The 17,613-nt window shown below is 45.0% G+C and carries 15 protein-coding genes; 3 read left to right on the top strand and 12 right to left on the bottom strand.

The window, feature by feature from the left end:
* Positions 1–490: 490 nt before the first annotated feature.
* From ACWYU8_RS12640 to ACWYU8_RS12605, 8 genes are all read right to left on the bottom strand, one after another.
* Positions 491–1,018, bottom strand: coding sequence for a chromate transporter (locus ACWYU8_RS12640; protein ID WP_444492514.1), 528 nt, complete (start codon positions 1,016–1,018; stop codon positions 491–493).
* A gap of 2 nt (positions 1,019–1,020) precedes the next feature.
* The gene (locus tag ACWYU8_RS12635; protein WP_457519906.1) at positions 1,021–1,605 is read right to left on the bottom strand and encodes a chromate transporter; all 585 of its coding nucleotides are present in this window, start codon (positions 1,603–1,605) and stop codon (positions 1,021–1,023) included.
* Between the two features lie 51 nt (positions 1,606–1,656).
* Positions 1,657–2,526, bottom strand: a complete 870-nt coding sequence (locus ACWYU8_RS12630) for a DUF5718 family protein (protein WP_457519905.1) — start codon at positions 2,524–2,526, stop codon at positions 1,657–1,659.
* Positions 2,516–3,769, bottom strand: coding sequence for an allantoate amidohydrolase (locus ACWYU8_RS12625; protein WP_457519904.1), 1,254 nt, complete (start codon positions 3,767–3,769; stop codon positions 2,516–2,518). Before ACWYU8_RS12625 ends, ACWYU8_RS12630 begins: the two co-directional genes overlap by 11 nt.
* A gap of 29 nt (positions 3,770–3,798) precedes the next feature.
* Positions 3,799–5,028 (bottom strand): pyridoxal-phosphate-dependent aminotransferase family protein, encoded by a 1,230-nt coding sequence (locus ACWYU8_RS12620; protein ID WP_457519903.1) that lies wholly within the window; start codon positions 5,026–5,028, stop codon positions 3,799–3,801.
* The gene (locus ACWYU8_RS12615; RefSeq protein WP_457520190.1) at positions 5,028–6,593 is read right to left on the bottom strand and encodes a gamma-glutamyltransferase family protein; all 1,566 of its coding nucleotides are present in this window, start codon (positions 6,591–6,593) and stop codon (positions 5,028–5,030) included. The genes ACWYU8_RS12620 and ACWYU8_RS12615 overlap by 1 nt, the downstream gene beginning before the upstream one ends.
* 2 nt (positions 6,594–6,595) lie before the next feature.
* Positions 6,596–7,777, bottom strand: coding sequence for an amidase (locus ACWYU8_RS12610; RefSeq protein ID WP_457519902.1), 1,182 nt, complete (start codon positions 7,775–7,777; stop codon positions 6,596–6,598).
* A gap of 108 nt (positions 7,778–7,885) precedes the next feature.
* A complete protein-coding gene (locus tag ACWYU8_RS12605; protein WP_457519901.1) occupies positions 7,886–9,322 on the bottom strand; it encodes an NCS1 family nucleobase:cation symporter-1 in 1,437 nt (478 codons plus the stop codon).
* 338 nt (positions 9,323–9,660) lie between these two features.
* On the opposite strand from ACWYU8_RS12605, the gene ACWYU8_RS12600 reads away from it, so the two are divergent.
* Genes ACWYU8_RS12600 through puuE form a run of 3 tightly spaced genes read left to right on the top strand, consistent with a single transcriptional unit; the run spans position 9,661 to position 12,057 of the window.
* Entirely contained in the window at positions 9,661–10,332 is a 672-nt protein-coding gene (locus tag ACWYU8_RS12600) for a GntR family transcriptional regulator (protein WP_457519900.1), read from the top strand.
* A gap of 6 nt (positions 10,333–10,338) precedes the next feature.
* Positions 10,339–11,070, top strand: coding sequence for an aspartate/glutamate racemase family protein (locus tag ACWYU8_RS12595; RefSeq protein ID WP_457519899.1), 732 nt, complete (start codon positions 10,339–10,341; stop codon positions 11,068–11,070).
* Between the two features lie 57 nt (positions 11,071–11,127).
* On the top strand, positions 11,128–12,057 hold the full coding sequence (puuE, locus tag ACWYU8_RS12590; protein WP_457519898.1) for an allantoinase PuuE: 930 nt from the start codon (positions 11,128–11,130) through the stop codon (positions 12,055–12,057).
* Between the two features lie 140 nt (positions 12,058–12,197).
* Here the strand turns inward: puuE and ACWYU8_RS12585 are convergent, their stop codons facing one another.
* The 4 genes from ACWYU8_RS12585 to ACWYU8_RS12570 form a co-directional block, all read right to left on the bottom strand.
* The gene (locus ACWYU8_RS12585) at positions 12,198–13,661 is read right to left on the bottom strand and encodes a glycoside hydrolase family 32 protein (RefSeq protein ID WP_457519897.1); all 1,464 of its coding nucleotides are present in this window, start codon (positions 13,659–13,661) and stop codon (positions 12,198–12,200) included.
* A gap of 171 nt (positions 13,662–13,832) precedes the next feature.
* A complete protein-coding gene (locus ACWYU8_RS12580; protein ID WP_457519896.1) occupies positions 13,833–15,488 on the bottom strand; it encodes an ABC transporter ATP-binding protein in 1,656 nt (551 codons plus the stop codon).
* A 22-nt stretch (positions 15,489–15,510) separates the two neighbouring features.
* Positions 15,511–16,590, bottom strand: a complete 1,080-nt coding sequence (locus ACWYU8_RS12575; protein ID WP_457519895.1) for an ABC transporter permease — start codon at positions 16,588–16,590, stop codon at positions 15,511–15,513.
* A 9-nt stretch (positions 16,591–16,599) separates the two neighbouring features.
* Complete coding sequence (locus tag ACWYU8_RS12570; RefSeq protein WP_457519894.1) at positions 16,600–17,598, bottom strand: ABC transporter permease; 999 nt, start codon at positions 17,596–17,598, stop codon at positions 16,600–16,602.
* Between the last annotated feature and the right edge of the window lie 15 nt (positions 17,599–17,613).

Below are 17,613 nucleotides of genomic sequence, written 5' to 3'. Positions count from 1 at the left end.
TGTTACTAAAACGTACATCCAGAGCCACTATATCCACAACAGCAACTCAACTTTAGGTGCACAAAGTGCACTTCTTTGTTTTATATTTATTTTTTATATTTACACCACGGAGAAACGGGCTTTTCGCTCACCAGAACAGGCAAAATCTCACTAATATTTAGTGATGGAAATCTCGAATTTTTAGCGACAAAGTTACATCTATGTAACAGTCAGGAGACAAATAATGATGAGTAGTTGTAACTCAAAGCTACGAAGTCAGTTCATTTGAAGTACTAAATAAACAAGCTTGGTAAGAGTAAGTAGTATCGAATATGAGATGGTTTGATTGACGTTGGAATGTGTCTGTAAGTGAGATAGAAACTTGAGATTAAGAAGGCGTTAAATAAGAAAAGTGAGTAAAACTCTAAGGCTTAAATTTGAAGACTGAGCAGATGCAACCGTGCATCTGCTCAGTGAAAGAGTTCCAAATGATCGGTTTAGTGAAGTGAAACTACAGCAAGAATGCGCCGTATGCGAGACTTGCACAAATGACATAGGTTGGATGGACTTTTAGTTTTTCCAGACACAAACCCGCGACAGCAAACAAGAACACAAAATGCCCCCAGCCCGCTTCACTGCCAGAAACAACCAACTTGTAACTCAGTAGAAGCATCAAAGTGAAAATGATTGGCAGTACCCATGCTCCCAATGCTTTCACTTTTGGCGAATTACGGTATTTGTACAGCACACTCATTGCAGCAATCATAATAATGATTGTCGGGGCAACCGTAGCAAAGATAGCGATAAATGCCCCTAACGTTCCGCCTACTTCGTATCCTATGTAACCGGCCATTTTTGTCGCGATAGGACTTGGTAAAGCGTTACCTAATGCCAGAACTTCGGCAAACTGACTGGCATTCATCCATCCATATTGACCAACAACTTGTGCTTCGACCAATGGAATGATCGCAGGTCCACCACCGTAACCAACGATGTTCGGAATAAAAAATGCTAAGAAGATATCGATATAAAGTTGCATGTTTATCCCTTTTTACTTTCTGGTTTTAGACTTTGTTCGACCGCGCTTGGCTTTGGGTCAGGCTTTACCAGTACAGCCAATAGTACCGCTCCGACAACCAATCCTGGATGAATATCCAAGACCACAATGAACAAAATAGACAGAGCAATACCAATGCCCGTAGCGAGCGCACCAAGTGCTTTATAACCTTTAATTAAAAAGTCATAAGTGAGCTTGGCCATCATCCAGGAAACCACTGGCAACACACCCTGAGCCATACCCGCTACCCAAGGCTTATCACGATACTCGTTTAACAGACCCAATCCTGCGATCATGACGACGATGAGTGGGATAATCGTCATGATAACCGCATTGAGGCATCCAATCTTGCCTCCAACTTTATAGCCAATGTATCCCGCCATTTTGGTCGCGATAGGACCAGGTAACGTGTTGCCGATTGCAAGTACGTTGGCAAATTCGTCGTCGGTCATCCACTTATAATTATCGACCACTTCTTTATGAACCAAAGGGATCATCGTGGGGCCGCCGCCGAACCCAAACAAGCCAATGCGAAAAAATGCACTGGCTAGATCTCGTTGTGTCTTCATCGTTCTTTTCACCTTTTAATGTACAGACTGACTACGTATCAGTCGGTCAATTTATTGTTTTTTATAAACCGTTTGCTCTAACCAAATCATACTAGGGTCTATTAACCACTGGTTTCTTGGACGAGTTAGCATGGCTTCAATGTCATTTAATTGGAAATGTCTGTCATCATAAACACAAACGAACACTTGGTCGCCATCCAACAACTGATGGTCTTCTCCATATGATGTATAACACGGCGCACCAATTGCAATGGTGATTTCACTCGGGTGATTAGCCTGAGTGAACAAAGTTTGAGTATTATGCAACGCGCCATCATCAGTTTGCTTGTTAATCGTCTCAACCAGCCATTCGGTCAACGATTGGTAGAAAACGTTATACTCTGTCACAGAGACATCCTGACTGCACAAGCTCCATTGCCCATTTCGACCATGAAAACCGCACAATCTCAGATGATCAAGTGCTGTCTGTGCTGAAAATGAATCAATAGCCAGCTCCTGTTCAGCGATTCCTTTACTAAAGGCACCCCAATTTTTCTTCTCTGCTAGCTTGGATACCGCTTTGTTTCGATAAGTTGCATCATTGATCAACGTCAGCGCAAAAGGGGTAAGTTCGGCAACCTGACCTTGCTCTGTATAGGTAACGCCACACTTAATAGCGATTTCTGGCTCCATCTGAACCTTGGCATCCGGCTCTTCAGGTAACTCCAGCTTAGATGAGCTAAATGGCATTTGCCCAAGATAAGATTCACCTGGTTGGCGAACAAACATAGGAAACAGCGCTCGTGGGCGCTGTGCTTCCTGCTGTTGTGCTTTTTGTTGCTCGCTGAACGCGGATATCTCTCCTGTCTGTGCCAGGTAGCCCGGTGAGTTTCCAGCAATACCGAGCACTACAGAGTGAGTCAACTCTTGTTTAGTTTCCATCCGTTTTGCTCTCCTTCTGGGCAAGAATCATTTGCGTTAAACACTCTAAAGCAACCGCAACGTCATCCTCTTGAACACTTTCCAGTGGATTGTGGCTGATACCCTTTTCGCATCGAACAAACAACATTGCAACGTCTGTTAAATGCACCATAGCGAGTGCATCATGCCCTGCACCACTTGGCAGAAATACCGGTTCAGATTCAGTGACTCGAGATACAATATCACCCCACTGACTTTGCAGGGCTTCATTACACGGCACCGCACTGGCTTGGTACAGTAGTCGATTGGTAAAGCTTACCTCTCGACGCTCCGCAATCGCGTTAAGTGCAGTAAGCAAATCGTCACACGAGCGTTCCAGTTGATCCTGATTCAAGCTACGGATATCCACAGTAAAGTTAACCTCACCGGGAATAACGTTGACTGAACCTGGCGAAACTTCACACTTACCGACTGTCGCTACAACTTTGTTTTCAGTTTCACTCTGTTTGGTCGCATAGTTTTCTATCGTCGAAATCATCTCAGCTACAGCACACAAAGCATCCATGCGCATGCCCATCGGCACAGTACCAGCGTGACCTGCTAAGCCTTTTACCTGAAACTGGAAACGTTTCGCGCCAGCAATACCAGTAACAACGCCTACTGGCTGATTCTGAGCTTCGAGTACCGGGCCTTGCTCAATATGTACTTCAAGGTAAGACATTACGTCATCTGGCGATCGGCTATCTTTCCCTACTTCTTCCGGAGATAAACCAAACTCAACCATTGCCTGTGACATTGTCACGCCATCTTTATCTTTAAGAGACAGCCAATTTGAGTCAAATACTCCAGCCACAGCACTTGAGCCTATCAATGTGCTGTTAAAGCGCGTGCCTTCTTCATCGGCAAAAGCGACCACATCGACATGGAATGGCAATTCAATATGCTTAAGCTGCTCTAGAGCGGAAATACCGACCAAAATACCTAAATTGCCATCGTATTTCCCAGCATCCGCAACGGTATCACTGTGAGAGCCAATAATAAGCGTTGGCATGGTAGGGTTGGAAGAGACCTTCCTTCCCCACTGGTTCCCAACACTGTCCTGCCATGTTTCAAGCCCAGCTTGCTCCATCCAAACGCTAAGTTGATGGTGCGCCTGCTTATGCTCCGGCGATAAGTAGGTGCGTTTCAATCCACCTTGCATTGAAGTAAACGTAGCCAGTTGATCAGCACGTTCCATAATGTGTTGGGCATCCAATTTACTCATCCTTGATTCACCTTCTTATCTCAACGGTGTTACACATAGTGTTCCATGGCTGCAATCACTGCTTGTCCCGGAATAACTTTCGCTTTGTTACGAATAAGGATCGCTTCCAGTGCTGCAAGCGTCGTTAACACCGCTTCTTGACGCGCGTTGTAACCCATCGTGCCGATGCGCCAGATTTTACCGTCCAGCGGACCAAATGACGTACCTATCTCAATGCCGAAGCTGTTAAGTAGCTCTTGACGCACTTTGTTACCGTCCACTTCTTTAGGAATGTAGACGCCCACAACGTTGTTCATTTTGTACTTTTGGTTGCCAAACAACTCTAATCCCATCGCTTGCAGACCACATGCCAATGCATCACCCGCTTGTTTGTGACGTGCAATCACGTTATCTGCGCCTTCTTCAAGGTAGATACGTGCACATTCACGAGCGGCGTAAAGCATGCTTGTTGCTTCTGTGTGGTGGTTAAGGCGCTCAGGCCCCCAGTAATCCATGATCATCGACAAATCGAAGTAGTTAGAACGAATGATTTCTTCTTCACCCGCTTTGTGATGGTCAGCTCGGATGCCTGCTTCTACGTGCTTACGGCGATTGATGAGATCAGCGCATTGGTCACTCAACGTGATCGGTGAGCTACCAGAAGGCCCGCCAAGACATTTTTGTAGACCAGCAGAAACCGCATCAAGATTCCACTCATCAACTTTAAGTTCATTACCAGCAATCGATGCTGTTGCATCACAGTAGAACAACACACCATGACGTTTACAGATTTCACCAAACTCGGCCAAAGGCTGATTCATGGTTGTAGAGGTGTCACCTTGTACCGTTGCCAGTAACTTTGGCTGAAATTCTTTGATCGCTTTTTCAACCAACTCTGGTGGGCACACTTCGCCCCACTCGATATCAATCGTCTGTACTTTTGCTCCAACGCGGTTAGCGATTTCACAAAGAAGGTGACCAAAGCGACCAATAATTGGGATTAGTACTTTGTCTCCCGGTTTAAGTACTGACACCAAGACTGCCTCAATGCCAGAACGAGCCGTACCATCGACCAACATAGTTTGTTGGTTTTGCGTTTCGAATACACCGCGATACAGCGACTGAACTTGCGTCATGTAACCCGTCATCACTGGATCGTACTGGCCAATTAAAGCCTGTGAAATGGCTTGATGCACACGTGGATAGGCATTGATCGGGCCAGGACCCATCAGCAAACGTTGTGGTGGGTTCAAAGTTTCAAATAGCGTTTGAGTTGTCATTATCTCTCTCCTAAAAATATATCGCCATCGCTGCGAGGGTCACTCGTTGCGTCTGCCTGTCCTTGCTGATCTAGGGTTATTGCTCCCGCGTGTCCCATCAGCTCGCTCAAGTTTTCAACCTGAGTCACTTGGTGGCCCATCTGCGTTAATGTTTGCCCATATTCGCTGTACAAGTCTTCTTCAAGTCTTAAATTGTTCGTTGCATCACCCCATGTTCTGCCTAACAACCATCGTGGCATAGACACGGCTTGTTGCAGCGACATGTTTTGATAAATGTGGCGGCTGAATAAACACGCCTGAGTTTGTGGTTGCCCTTCTCCGCCCATCGTTCCGTACACGATGCGTCGGCCATCTTTAAGCTCAGCATAAGCTGGGTTCAAGGTGTGGAATGGCTTTTTGCCAGGTACTAAAGCATTGTGATGCTCGCTATCCAGCGAGAAGCTTTTTCCTCTGACGTTCCACATAATTCCGGTCGATGGAAGTACAACACCTGAGCCAAACTCCCAGTAAACACTCTGAATGAAACTCACCATAGTGCCATATTGATCCGTTGCGCCCATCCAGATGGTGTCGCCCGGTTTTGCCTGATATGGCCATGGCTGAGCTTTGTTTAATGAGATACGCTCTGCGCACTCTGCCACCACACTTTCATCTAAGTATTCCTGCAGTGGCTTAGTTAAATAGCGCTCGTCGGTGACGACTTTATCGCGGATGATAAATGCTTGTTTCGTCGCTTCGACGAGCAAATGAATATGGTCTAGCTCTGAGTTTGCTTGTGATGCTAAGCGATCGTATATCGCTAAAATTAATAACGATGCGAGACCCTGAGTTGGCGCACCCAAATTATAAAGCTGACCTTTTGATGTCTCGACAGTCAAAGGAGTGGTAACCAGCGCATCATGTTGGTGAAAGTCTTCGATAGTTAACGGGCTTCCCGCCTCTTGAAGCTCTTTTGCTGCCAATTCTGCAATCTCACCTCGGTAAAAGTCATCCAACCCTACCTCGGCTAATCTTTCCAGTGTTTTTGCCAGCGCTGGGTTTACCACTGTTGCACCAAGTTTTAACGTTTCACCGTTATCGAGGAACAAACGACTGAATTCAGCTTGGTCTTTTAAGCGCTCAAAGGTTTTTACACTCGCATCGACAAGGCTTTGTGTAACTTCAATGCCGTTTCGTGCAGCGTCAATAGAAGGTTGTAACAGAGTACTTAAAGGCAGTTTGCCACCGTCGATTTCCAGCGCTTTTTGCCAACCGGCTACTGTGCCAGCCATAGTAATAGACGCTTCGCCACCTTTTTCAGGCAGTTCGGTGCCCAATGCACGGTAGTGTTCAGGATCGATGGATAATGCCGCTGCTCCGCATGCATCTATGGCAACTGGTGCTTCTCCCGGCTTACTGATTAGCCAAAATCCGTCACCGCCAATGCTGTTCATATGAGGGTATTGCACCGCAATCATTGACGCAGCCGCGACCATCGCTTCAGCAGCCGTTCCGCCTTTTTCTAAGATTTGTTTTCCCACTTCCGTTGCTTTGTGATGCGGGGCGGTAAATGCGGTTTGAAACACCATTAAGACTCTCCTTTGATTAAAGATGACGCAGTCGCAATCAGATCATATTCGCTGTTAGAAGATCCAAGTAACGACACACCACTAGGTCCATTTGCAATGTTTTTCATCGGTATATGCAGTTGAGGGAATCCACTTAAACCCGCGAGACTGGTTAGCCCCATAAGATCTGAGCGATATTGCGCTAAATCTGCGTCTGGAGTCGTGAGCTTAGGTGATTTTCCTGGGGTGGTTGGTAATACCCACAACGTATCCTTGTCCGCAAGTTGCTCTGCCAACCAGGAGGTAAACTTCGCTTGTTGTTCTTTACCTTCACGATAAGCAGCTGCCGAAATTGTACGTGCCCAATCTACTCGCTCCTGGATTGCCGGTGCTAAAGTATGTTGCCACTCATCAAGCCACGCGCTGTGGCGGTCAATAATTTCGTAACCTTGGATGGTTCGGAATAATGCGCTTAATTCGCCAAGGTCATAGCCTGCTTCTTGCAGAGCATTGCTGTATTCAAGCTGAATTTTGGCATAAGCAGCCCACTGTTTTAGTTCCTCTAGACGCTCGCTTCCCAATGTCTTCGCCAGGCTCTCATCCAACACAAGAGTTTGAGCGACAGTTTTAGACTGGCTTTTAAGATCAAGGCAAGAGTAAACCTTTTCTAGCGTCGCTAGATCTCGGCTAAATATACCTGCAGTATCGAAGCTTTCAGCCAGAGTGAAACTGCTTTCTAATGACAATTGCCCCAATGTCGGGCGTATGCCGAAAAGACCACAGTAACTCGCTGGCACACGGACGGAACCGCCAGTGTCTGTTCCGATAGAGAAATCGACATCGCCTTTTGCAACCGCAACAGCACTGCCACTTGAAGACCCTCCCGGTAAGCAGTCAGGTGCTAATGGATTAACCGGAGTGCCATAATGCACATTGATACCATTTAAGCTGTACGCCAGTTCATCCGTTTGCACCCGGCCTTTACACACTGATCCTTCGTTTAGAAGAGCGATAATTAACGGAGAAGTGCTTTCTGCTTTGTTGTGCGTCTCTAACCACTTAGGGTTTCCTGCGCCAGTGACAAACCCTTCTACGTCAAAGAGGTCTTTAAACACAAAACTCAACCCATCCAATGAGCCTTGCTTTAAAGCCGGAAGGTAATCAGGCCCTTGGGTACAATAAATACGTTGATCGATTTCCATTCTTCTCATTCCTTTGCAGTAAACAAGTAACCAATCACTAGGTTACTTGTTTACTTTATCTCTACGTTGGCGATTTATTTCCATCTATAGCCATACATAAAGTTGTTATTATTGTTTAGCTAAAGCCGTTTTAGATGCCCAAAACAATCTTTTCTGCATTAACTGTTTATACACGACTGCTGAAACTAAGCCACCGATAAACAATGCGTAATTTGCTAGTTCAGTAATAAAGAAGGTCGCAATAATTGCCGCGACACTCGCAATCACTAGCGCGTAGACACTGTTCATGTTGATGCCATTTTTGTACCAATACTGACCTTGTGGTGATTCAGTGTAAAGCGACGGGATGTCGATTTCGCCCTTCTTAACAATGAAGTAGTCAACAATGATGATGCCGTAAAGAGGACCAATCATCGCAGCCAGAACGTCAACCGTGTAGTGAATCACTTCCGGGTTATTAAACAGGTTCCAAGGTGTCAGCAGGATTGAACCAAAAGCCGCGATAAAGCCACCCATTTTGAAACTGATTTTTTGTGGTGACACGTTCGAGAAGTCAAATGCTGGTGCAACAAAGTTAGCTACGATATTGATACCTACAGTAGCAAAAATAAAGGTCAGCGCACCAAGTACTGTAATCATACCCGAATCAAGACGTTTCACCGTTTCAACTGGGTCAACAATCATCTCACCGAAAACAGGAATCGATGCTGATACGATAACCACACTGAAAAGAGAGAACAAAATAAAGTTAAGTGGTAGACCTAACAGGTTGCCGAACTTCAGGTCTTTGTAGCTTGAACAGTAACGAGAGAAATCACTGAAGTTAAGTGTCGGACCCGCAAAGTAACCCGCGACCAATGCTGTTGCAATAAGCATTTGAACGATTGCATCAGTACCAACAAGGTTCTCTTTACCCAGGTTAAAGCTGATGTTCTCCCAACCGGCGAGGTTAATCATGTATGCACAAAGCGCAAACATCGCGATGTAAATCGCAGGACCAGACCAGTCAATCACTTTACGAATCATGTCCATACCGAACATAAATACAATAGCTTGCAGTACCCACATAGAGCTAAAGCCAACCCAACCTAAGTAAGATAAACCTAGGAACGAATCATTTGCTAAACTCTCCATCGATGGGAAGAAGTACAGCAACAAGATAATGAACGAACTTGATGCTAGGTAAGTTTGAATACCGTACCAAACGACAGCAATAATGCCTCGAATCACAGCTGGAATATTCGCACCAAACACACCAAACGACATACGAGCGACGACAGGGAACGGAACACCCGCTTTTTGTCCTGGTTTACCCATCAAATTGGCAAAGACTAATACAATAGATATACCTGCCAGCAAACTAATGAACACCTGGATACCGTTTAATCCAAGCGCAAATAAACTCGCTGCAAATACATATCCCCCTACACTGTGAACGTCTGACATCCAGAAAGCGAAGATGCTGTACCAGCCCCACTTCTGCTCTTTCTCTGGCGCTAGATCCGCGTTACTTAGCCTTGGGCTAACAGGTAATTCCTTTTTCATGTGCATATCTCCATCTCCAATTGTATACAATCCTAAATACAATTAGCGTGCCAATTCTGAAAACCCCCGCCATACAACGAATTGGTGAAACTTGCCCCATGAAATCGCCCTTACAGCGCACCAGATTTGACCATAGTGCACATTTTTGGTGCCACAAGCAGTGCGTATATACTCAACTCACCTGTCCTTTTGGTCAAGTAATTTGAAGACAAAAACAATAAAGACACTATAATTGGCAAACATTTAGATAAGTATTGTATACAATAATGCATGCAAGTTCGTTTAGTGGTATACATATTGCTTTATTGGGTTGGATGAAAAATACGGATCGATTAGCTATGTCAAACGATGAAAAGATCTATCAACAAATATTGAAAGCTATTGTTGAACATAAACTTGAACCTGGAGAGCGTCTTCCAGAAGACAAGCTATCAGAAGCTTTTGGCGTAAGCCGAACAGGGATTAGAAAAGTGTTACAACGATTAGCACTCGAGCGATTTGTAGTGATTCAACCTAATAAAGGCGCACACGTGAACAACCCGAGTAAGCAGGAAGCTGAAGAGGTGCTGAACAGCCGTATTTTACTAGAACCGCTACTGATCACCGACATTCTGCGTAACTGGGATGAAAAGCAATCTAATTACCTTCGTTCCATAGTAAGCCAGGAAGAAAAAGCGACCCAACATGGTGATCTGGCCGAATCCATTCAGCTCACCGCTAGATTTCATTACGAGCTTGCTAGGAAATCGGGAAATTCTGTTTTGGCAGAGTTCGTAGAGCAACTCTGCTATCGCTCATCGCTGGTTATTGCTGCGTATGGTTCAAAACATAGCGTGAGCTGTGACTGTGGTTCTCACTCAGAACTTATAGAGTTGCTCGACAACTTTCAGGATGAAAAGGCTCAGCAATGGATGAAACATCACTTAGTAGTGATCAAATCGTCATTGGAGTTGGAATCGAAATCTAAAGAGCCTGTTAATTTTCATACACTTTTTTGCGAAATGGACTAATACACAATGAAAATCAATTTGATCAACCCAAACACTTGTCAGGGAATGACCGACAAAATTGCTATCAGCGCACAAACCGTCGCCTTACCTACTACCCAAATCATTGCTTCTTCGCCAGTCAATGGTCCAGAAAGTATCGAGAGTGCATTCGACGAAACACTCGCTGCTGCGGCACTTCTTGATGTGATTCGCACTGGAGAAGAACAAGGTGTTGATGCGCACATCATTGCCTGCTTTGGTGACCCGGCTCTTGACGCTGCACGCGAAATTGCGACCAAACCAGTTATTGGTATCGCTGGCGCAGCTTTCCAGCTCGCTAGCCTAGTTTCTTACCGCTTTGGCGTGGTCACGACCATGACCAGAACGTTGCCAGCAAGTGAACACCTTCTTCAAAGATATGGTTACCACCATTTATGCAGCGGTGTTCGTGCGACAGATATTCCAGTATTAGAACTTGAATCTCTAAGTATGGATACTTACCAGCTACTTGCTGAAGAATGCCGTAAAGCGATTAGAGAAGACGGTGCCGAGGCAATCGTACTAGGTTGTGCAGGTATGTCTGACTTAGCTAATGAGCTTGCAGAAGAACTGAATGTACCTGTGATCGATGGTGTTGCTGCGGCAGTGAAACTTGCTGAGTCACTTCACCAACTCAACCTAGTGACATCGAAAATTGGCCAATACGGGGCGCCTTTGGTGAAACCAATCCACGGTATTTTCAAGCACTGGTCTCAGTAGAAGTAACAGAATACCCATCCTGCTTTTTATAAAAATATTAATATCAAGGTTTACTTTATGGAAGAAAATAACCCTCGCGACTATATCGGTTACGGTAGAAATAACGTTCCCCACGCTAATTGGCCAAATAACGCTAAGATCGCAGTCCAATTCGTCCTCAACTATGAAGAAGGCGGGGAAAACTGTGTGCTCCACGGTGATGAGCATTCAGAAACATTCCTATCTGAAATCGCGGGTGCAGAAGCGTATAAAGACCGCCACATGAGCATGGAGTCACTTTACGAATACGGCTCTCGTGTTGGTGTATGGCGCATCTTAAACGAGTTTAAACGTCGCGAGCTTCCACTGACCGTATTTGGTGTTGCCACTGCACTGCAGCGTAACCCTGAAGTCACCAAAGCAATCGTAGAAGAAGGACATGAAATTGCCTGTCACGGTCTGAAATGGCTTCACTATCAGAACACCCCAATTGACGTTGAACGCGAGCATATGGTCCAGGCACTGGATATTATCGAACAGCTTACAGGTACTCGTCCAATTGGCTGGTATACCGGTCGTGACTCGCCGAATACACGTGAACTTGTCGCGGAACAAGATGGCATGTTGTACGATTCTGATTACTACGGTGATGACTTGCCTTTCTGGACACAAGTTCCAGACAAAAATAAAGCAGGTAGTACACGACCACACCTTGTGGTTCCGTATACACTCGACACCAACGATATGCGTTTCTCCTCTCCTTACGGATTCAGTCACGGCGACGAGTTTTTCGAATACCTGAAAGACCACTTTGACTGTCTGTACGAAGAAGGTGCAGAAACGCCTAAAATGATGTCGGTCGGTTTGCACTGTCGCGTGATTGGTAAGCCGGGTCGTTTCAAAGCTCTAACACGCTTCCTGGACTACATTCAGTCTCATGACGCGGTTTGGATAGCGACCCGAGAAAACATTGCCAGACACTGGATTGAGAATCATCCGCCAGCATAATTATCTAAACGGGTGAGAAACATATAGCGGTCTTAAAACCTGCAAATAACCGCAACACGTCACTTACCCAAAAAGTAGAAACGCACCAAGAGTTTTTGTTGAAGCCCTCGGTGCGTTTATCTATTTACCCCAGCTTAAGGTTACAAATTATCTTCTGAAACAAAACTCAAACTGGTAATCGTTACTTCACCTTCAAGACAGCGTACGTTAAAGCCGCTCGCATCTGCTACAAAACTCAAATCCGTTATGCAAAACTCGCCATCTTGTAGCAAGAGCTCACTTGAACATCGGTCGATAAGCCCTGTAAATTGAATAGATTCCGCTTCTGGAATCTCCAAACTGACTTCATGGCTAAATGCCTTTTGGTAGTTTTCCTCACCCTCAAAGTCAATAGTTCTGCAGCTTGTCAGTAGATAACCTTCTTCACCGCGCTGTAAGGTATAAACCAGAGATTCATTGCCCAGAGGTGCAAAAGCTATCGCACTTCCTCTACTCAAAACGAATTCACCTTCTAGCATTCCCGCTTGATAATCCTGAGTGATATTTAAGCTATCACCGGTACTCAGCGCTTTTTCTTGTACCACAATAGAAGCTTGCTGCTTCGCCCATTGTTCAGGTAGAGAAGATAAAACACGTAACCCCGATTGGGTTCGTGATAATTTTAAATCTCGTGGCGCACTCATAGCACTTCGCCAAGCCTGTGTTGGAACGTCGTTAGCGTACAACCAATTGCTCATCCAAGCGATTGAGGTACGACGACCATCTGTCACATCAGACCAAGTTTGGGCGGCATAATAATCTCGGCCATAATCAAGCCACAGCACGGTTTCAGCATCATGATGATTAATAAAGCGTTCTCCATCGAACTGACCGATAAAATATTGGGTACCTGAACCGCCTGCGTGACTGCAACGTTGCACCCCGACAATCAAGATCCAATAACAAACCTCAGAGTCTTCCAATAATATAGGAAAAAGATCCGGACACTCCCACGGCATCTCATCATGTTTGCCTTCGTTTAAGCCGAAGGTTGAGGTTTTATCCCATTTTTTAAGATCTTTAGAACGATAGAAGCCTACCTCCTGCCCTTCCGTCACAACCATCACCCAGTGCTGGCTTTGCTCGTGCCAAATGACTTTCGGATCGCGGAAGTCTTTTAAACCCGGATTTGGCAATATCGGATTATCGGCAAGTTTATTCCAACTAAAGCCCCCATCTTTGCTGTAAGCAAGACTCTGCATTTGTTCACTGTCTCTGCCGTCATCATGAGCAATACACGCGGTGTAAAACGCCAGGACACCCGGTTGCGTGTTGTTATCAAACAGTCCACTCGTATTGCGCCAATCCACCACGGCACTCCCTGAAAAACACATGCCTTTCTCATCTGGAACAAGTGCTGGTGGTAAGTGTTGCCAAGTACGCAGATCAGAACTTACGGCATGTCCCCAGTGCATCGGTCCCCACTTATTCGCATATGGATAGAACTGATAAAATAAGTGGTATTCATTATTGATATAAACCAAACCATTTGGGTCGTTCATCCAACCAAATGGTGGAGTAAAGTGCATTGTTGGACGAAAAGGATCCTTTGCTAGTTGTTGCATACTATTTTTTACCTTGGCTATTTAAATAAAATCGAATAACCATCAAAACTATTCTTCATTTTATTTAAGGAATAAGTACACGTTAAATTTATCTTTTAAAGAAATTCAACGTGCATCATAACGATCATCTTGAATATAAAGACAGGATGGAAAATATAATTTAAGTTATCTTTACGCAGCTATTTCAAAAGCCGCTTTTATCAGTTTTTGTGTATATTCCATTTTTGAATTTTCTAGCACATCAATAGTTAAACCTTCTTCCACGACTTCACCATGTCTCATGACCAGTACTCGGTGACAAAGTGATTTCACCACTCGTAAATCATGGCTAATGAACAAGTAAGAGATGCCGCGCTTTTCTTGCAGCTGCTTTAGTAATTGGACGATCTGGTTCTGAATGGTTAAATCCAGAGCCGATGTTGGTTCATCCAATAAAATCACTTTCGGGTCAAGAACAAGAGCCCTGGCAATGGCAATCCTTTGACGCTGCCCACCGGAGAATTCATGTGGATAGCGGTTGAGAATATTAGCGGATAACCCTGCATCCAATAGTGATTTCTCCAGTTTAAGCAAACGTTCACTCGGATCGGGATATAGGCCATTGACGATCAATCCCTCTTCAAGTATCTGCTTAACCGAAAGACGAGGGTTTAGAGATGAGAACGGATCCTGGAATACAACTTGAAGCTCTTTACGCAAAACGCGAAGTTGTTCATTAGAAATGCTGTTCAGACAGTTTCCGTCGTAAGTCACTTTACCCTTGATGTCGCCGGAATTGAGTAGCTGAAACATCGCCATTGCGAGTGTCGTCTTGCCAGAACCACTCTCGCCCACAATACCCAGCGTCTCGCCACGTTTTAGTGACACGGAAATATCATCAACCGCGACCAGTTTTTTCTCTGGTTCGCGACTAAACCAACCTTTCTTACCTAATTTAAACTCCACTCGCATCTTTTCAGCATGCAAAATGACCGGAGAAGCCTGTGGAACAGGTGAAGCGACACCTTTCGGCTCCGAGTCGATAAGCATTTTCGTATAAGGATGCTCGGCTTTGGTGAAGATATTCTCGGTTAATCCGTGCTCCACCACTTCACCACGCTTCATCACGTAGATGTAATCTGCAAACTGGCGAACAATGGTTAAATCGTGAGTGATCAGTAAAACACTCATGCCCGTTTTTTCTTGCAAGTTCTTAATCAAGCGTAAAATATTGGCCTGAACCGTCACATCCAGTGCTGTCGTCGGTTCATCGGCGATAAGTAAGTCCGGATTATTAGTCAACGCCATCGCGATCATAACCCGCTGACGTTGACCACCGGACAACTGATGAGGGTATTGATCAAAGCGTTCTTCCGGATGCGGAAGTTGAACTGCTTCAAAAAGCTCTATGGTTCGCTTTTTAGCTTCAGCTTTGGATATTTTCTGGTGAACTAAGATCGCTTCACTGACTTGTTCACCAAGCGTGTAAAGTGGGTTTAGCGAAGTCATAGGCTCCTGAAAGATCATTGAGATCTTATTGCCTCGTAGTTTCAACAACTGACGCTCATGTGCTGCCGTGATATCAACATCACGATAAGTTACCTTACTCTCGGCTCCAACTTGAGCATGTTTAGGCAGTAACCCCATTAGCGAGCGAGCTGAGACGGATTTACCCGAACCACTCTCACCGACCAGCGCGACCATTTCACCCGCTTTAATGTTGTAACTCACGCCTTTCAGTGCTTCCACCAAACCATCTTCGGTTTTAAAGATCACATTAAGGCCTGCCACTCTCGCAATTGTCTGTCTGTTAGCCGCTTGACTATCAGGTGTATTTCTATCTTTCATGATTTTTCCTCAACATCAGCGGTTAGTTAGAGTAAGGGTCAACTGCATCTCGCAGACCATCACCAAGTGCGTTAAAACCTAATACAGCTATTAAGATGAAACCAACGGGATAAAGCAGCCAAGGATAAGAGCCGATGGTTTGGAATTGTCCGGCTGCATTGAGCAGTGATCCCCAGCTAAACATCGGTGCTTTTACACCTACCGCCAAAAAGCTGAAGAAACTTTCAGTTAGTACGATGGTTGGCAGCATAATTGTCGCAAGAACAACAACGTTACTGGTGACGTTAGGCAGAATATGACGAAGTACAATACGCATATCTTTCGCACCTACTGCTTTGGCTGCACGAATGTAATCCAGGTTTCGCATCGACAGGGCTTGCGCGCGAACCTGACGAGCAACAAATGCCCACTGCAGTGACGAAAGAATAACGATAAGCATGATGAATACGCTCAGTGAGTCGGCGGTTTTTGGCAGTACGGCAATCAGTGCTAAATAGAGTGGAACCGCCGGGAACGCTAAAGCCAATTCTGCTATTCGCTGCACAACGAAATCAAATCGGCCACCATAATAACCAGACAGAATACCGACAACTGTACCGACAGAGACCACAACGAACACAACCGTAATCGCAAAGATCAAGGTGATTCGGCTACCGAAGAAACAACGAGCAAGCAGATCGCGCCCTAAGTTGTCTGAACCAAGTAGAAAAAGTGGTGAGCCGTCTTCTAACCCAACTAAATGAGTGTTAAAGCTCATACCTAAAAATTCGTATTCCCAGCCCTGATTAAAGAATTCTAAATGAATGCGACTGTCCTTATTTTCAGTGACGACAGGTAAAAACGTAACAGGGTCGAGATCCACGACTTTTTCGTACACGAATGGACGTAAATAGAAATTACCTTCTGAATCGAAAAAATGAATATTTGCTGGCGCGTCATAAATATTTTCACTAAAGCGCACCGTTGGATCGTTAGAAGAAAAAAACGGGGCGAAAATAGACGTCAGGCCAAGAAGAGTAAGCAGAACCAAACTCATCAATGCCATTTTATTTCGTTTGAAACGTATCCAAACTAAGCTCGAGTAACTTTGTGACTGTTTCATGAGTACTACCTACGATAAACGAATTCTTGGATCTAAGATGGCTAACAATAAATCGGAGATTAGGTTGCCGATAATGAGCAAAGCAGCGACCAGCAACATAATCGTGCCAATGACATACGTATCCTGCTCCGCCATTGCAGAAATGATGAGAGGACCAATAGTCGGTATACCAAGCACCATCGCCGCTTCCATCTCGCCGGTAATCATGTAAGGCAATGCAACACCCTGATAAGAAATCAAACTATGTAAGGCATTCGGTACTGCGTGTTTATAAATAACTTTGCTTTCACGTAGCCCTTTTGCACGAGCCGTTTCGATGTATTGCATTTTTAGAATATCGAGCAAGTTACCGCGCATCAGTCGAAGGTTGAATGCCATACCACCGAAGGCAGCAATAAAAATTACCGGCCAGATGTGAACCAAGGTATCGAAGAACTTATTCCAGGACATCGGTTCAAATAGATATTCGGGAGAGTTCATCGCGCCGATCGAGCCAATGTCCCAAGCGAATATCATGAAATAAACAATAATGATGGCCATAACGAATCGAGGAACGGTCATCGCGATAAATGACAATAACGTCGCCACTCTGTCCCCGATTCTATTTTGGTTAGTCGCGGCGAATATCCCCGCAAACACCCCTAATAAAGTCGCTCCTATATGACACCCCAACGCGATAAAAATCGTTCTTGGTAAACGTTCTCCTACAACGTCCATAACCGGTTTGTTGTAAGCAAACGAGTAGCCAAAATCAAAATGGAAAACGATATTTTTTAACCAATTCACGTACTGGGTAAGAACCGGCTCATTTAATCCGTAACGCTCCCTTGCTGCATCCGCTAACTGTTGCGCCTGTTCCGGAGAGGCTCCGCCCATAGAAATCGCTTGGTTCTTAATTAAATCGCCGTAATCTCCATCTGGCAGTTGGATGATGACGAAAGTGATAGCACTAAGCACAAGCAGTAAACCGATAGTGCTGAGTATCCGTTTAGTAATAAATTCAATCATGTTACATCCCATATT

It is taken from the genome of Vibrio limimangrovi (assembly GCF_054064025.1).
This window is presented reverse-complemented; position numbering and strand designations above follow the sequence as displayed.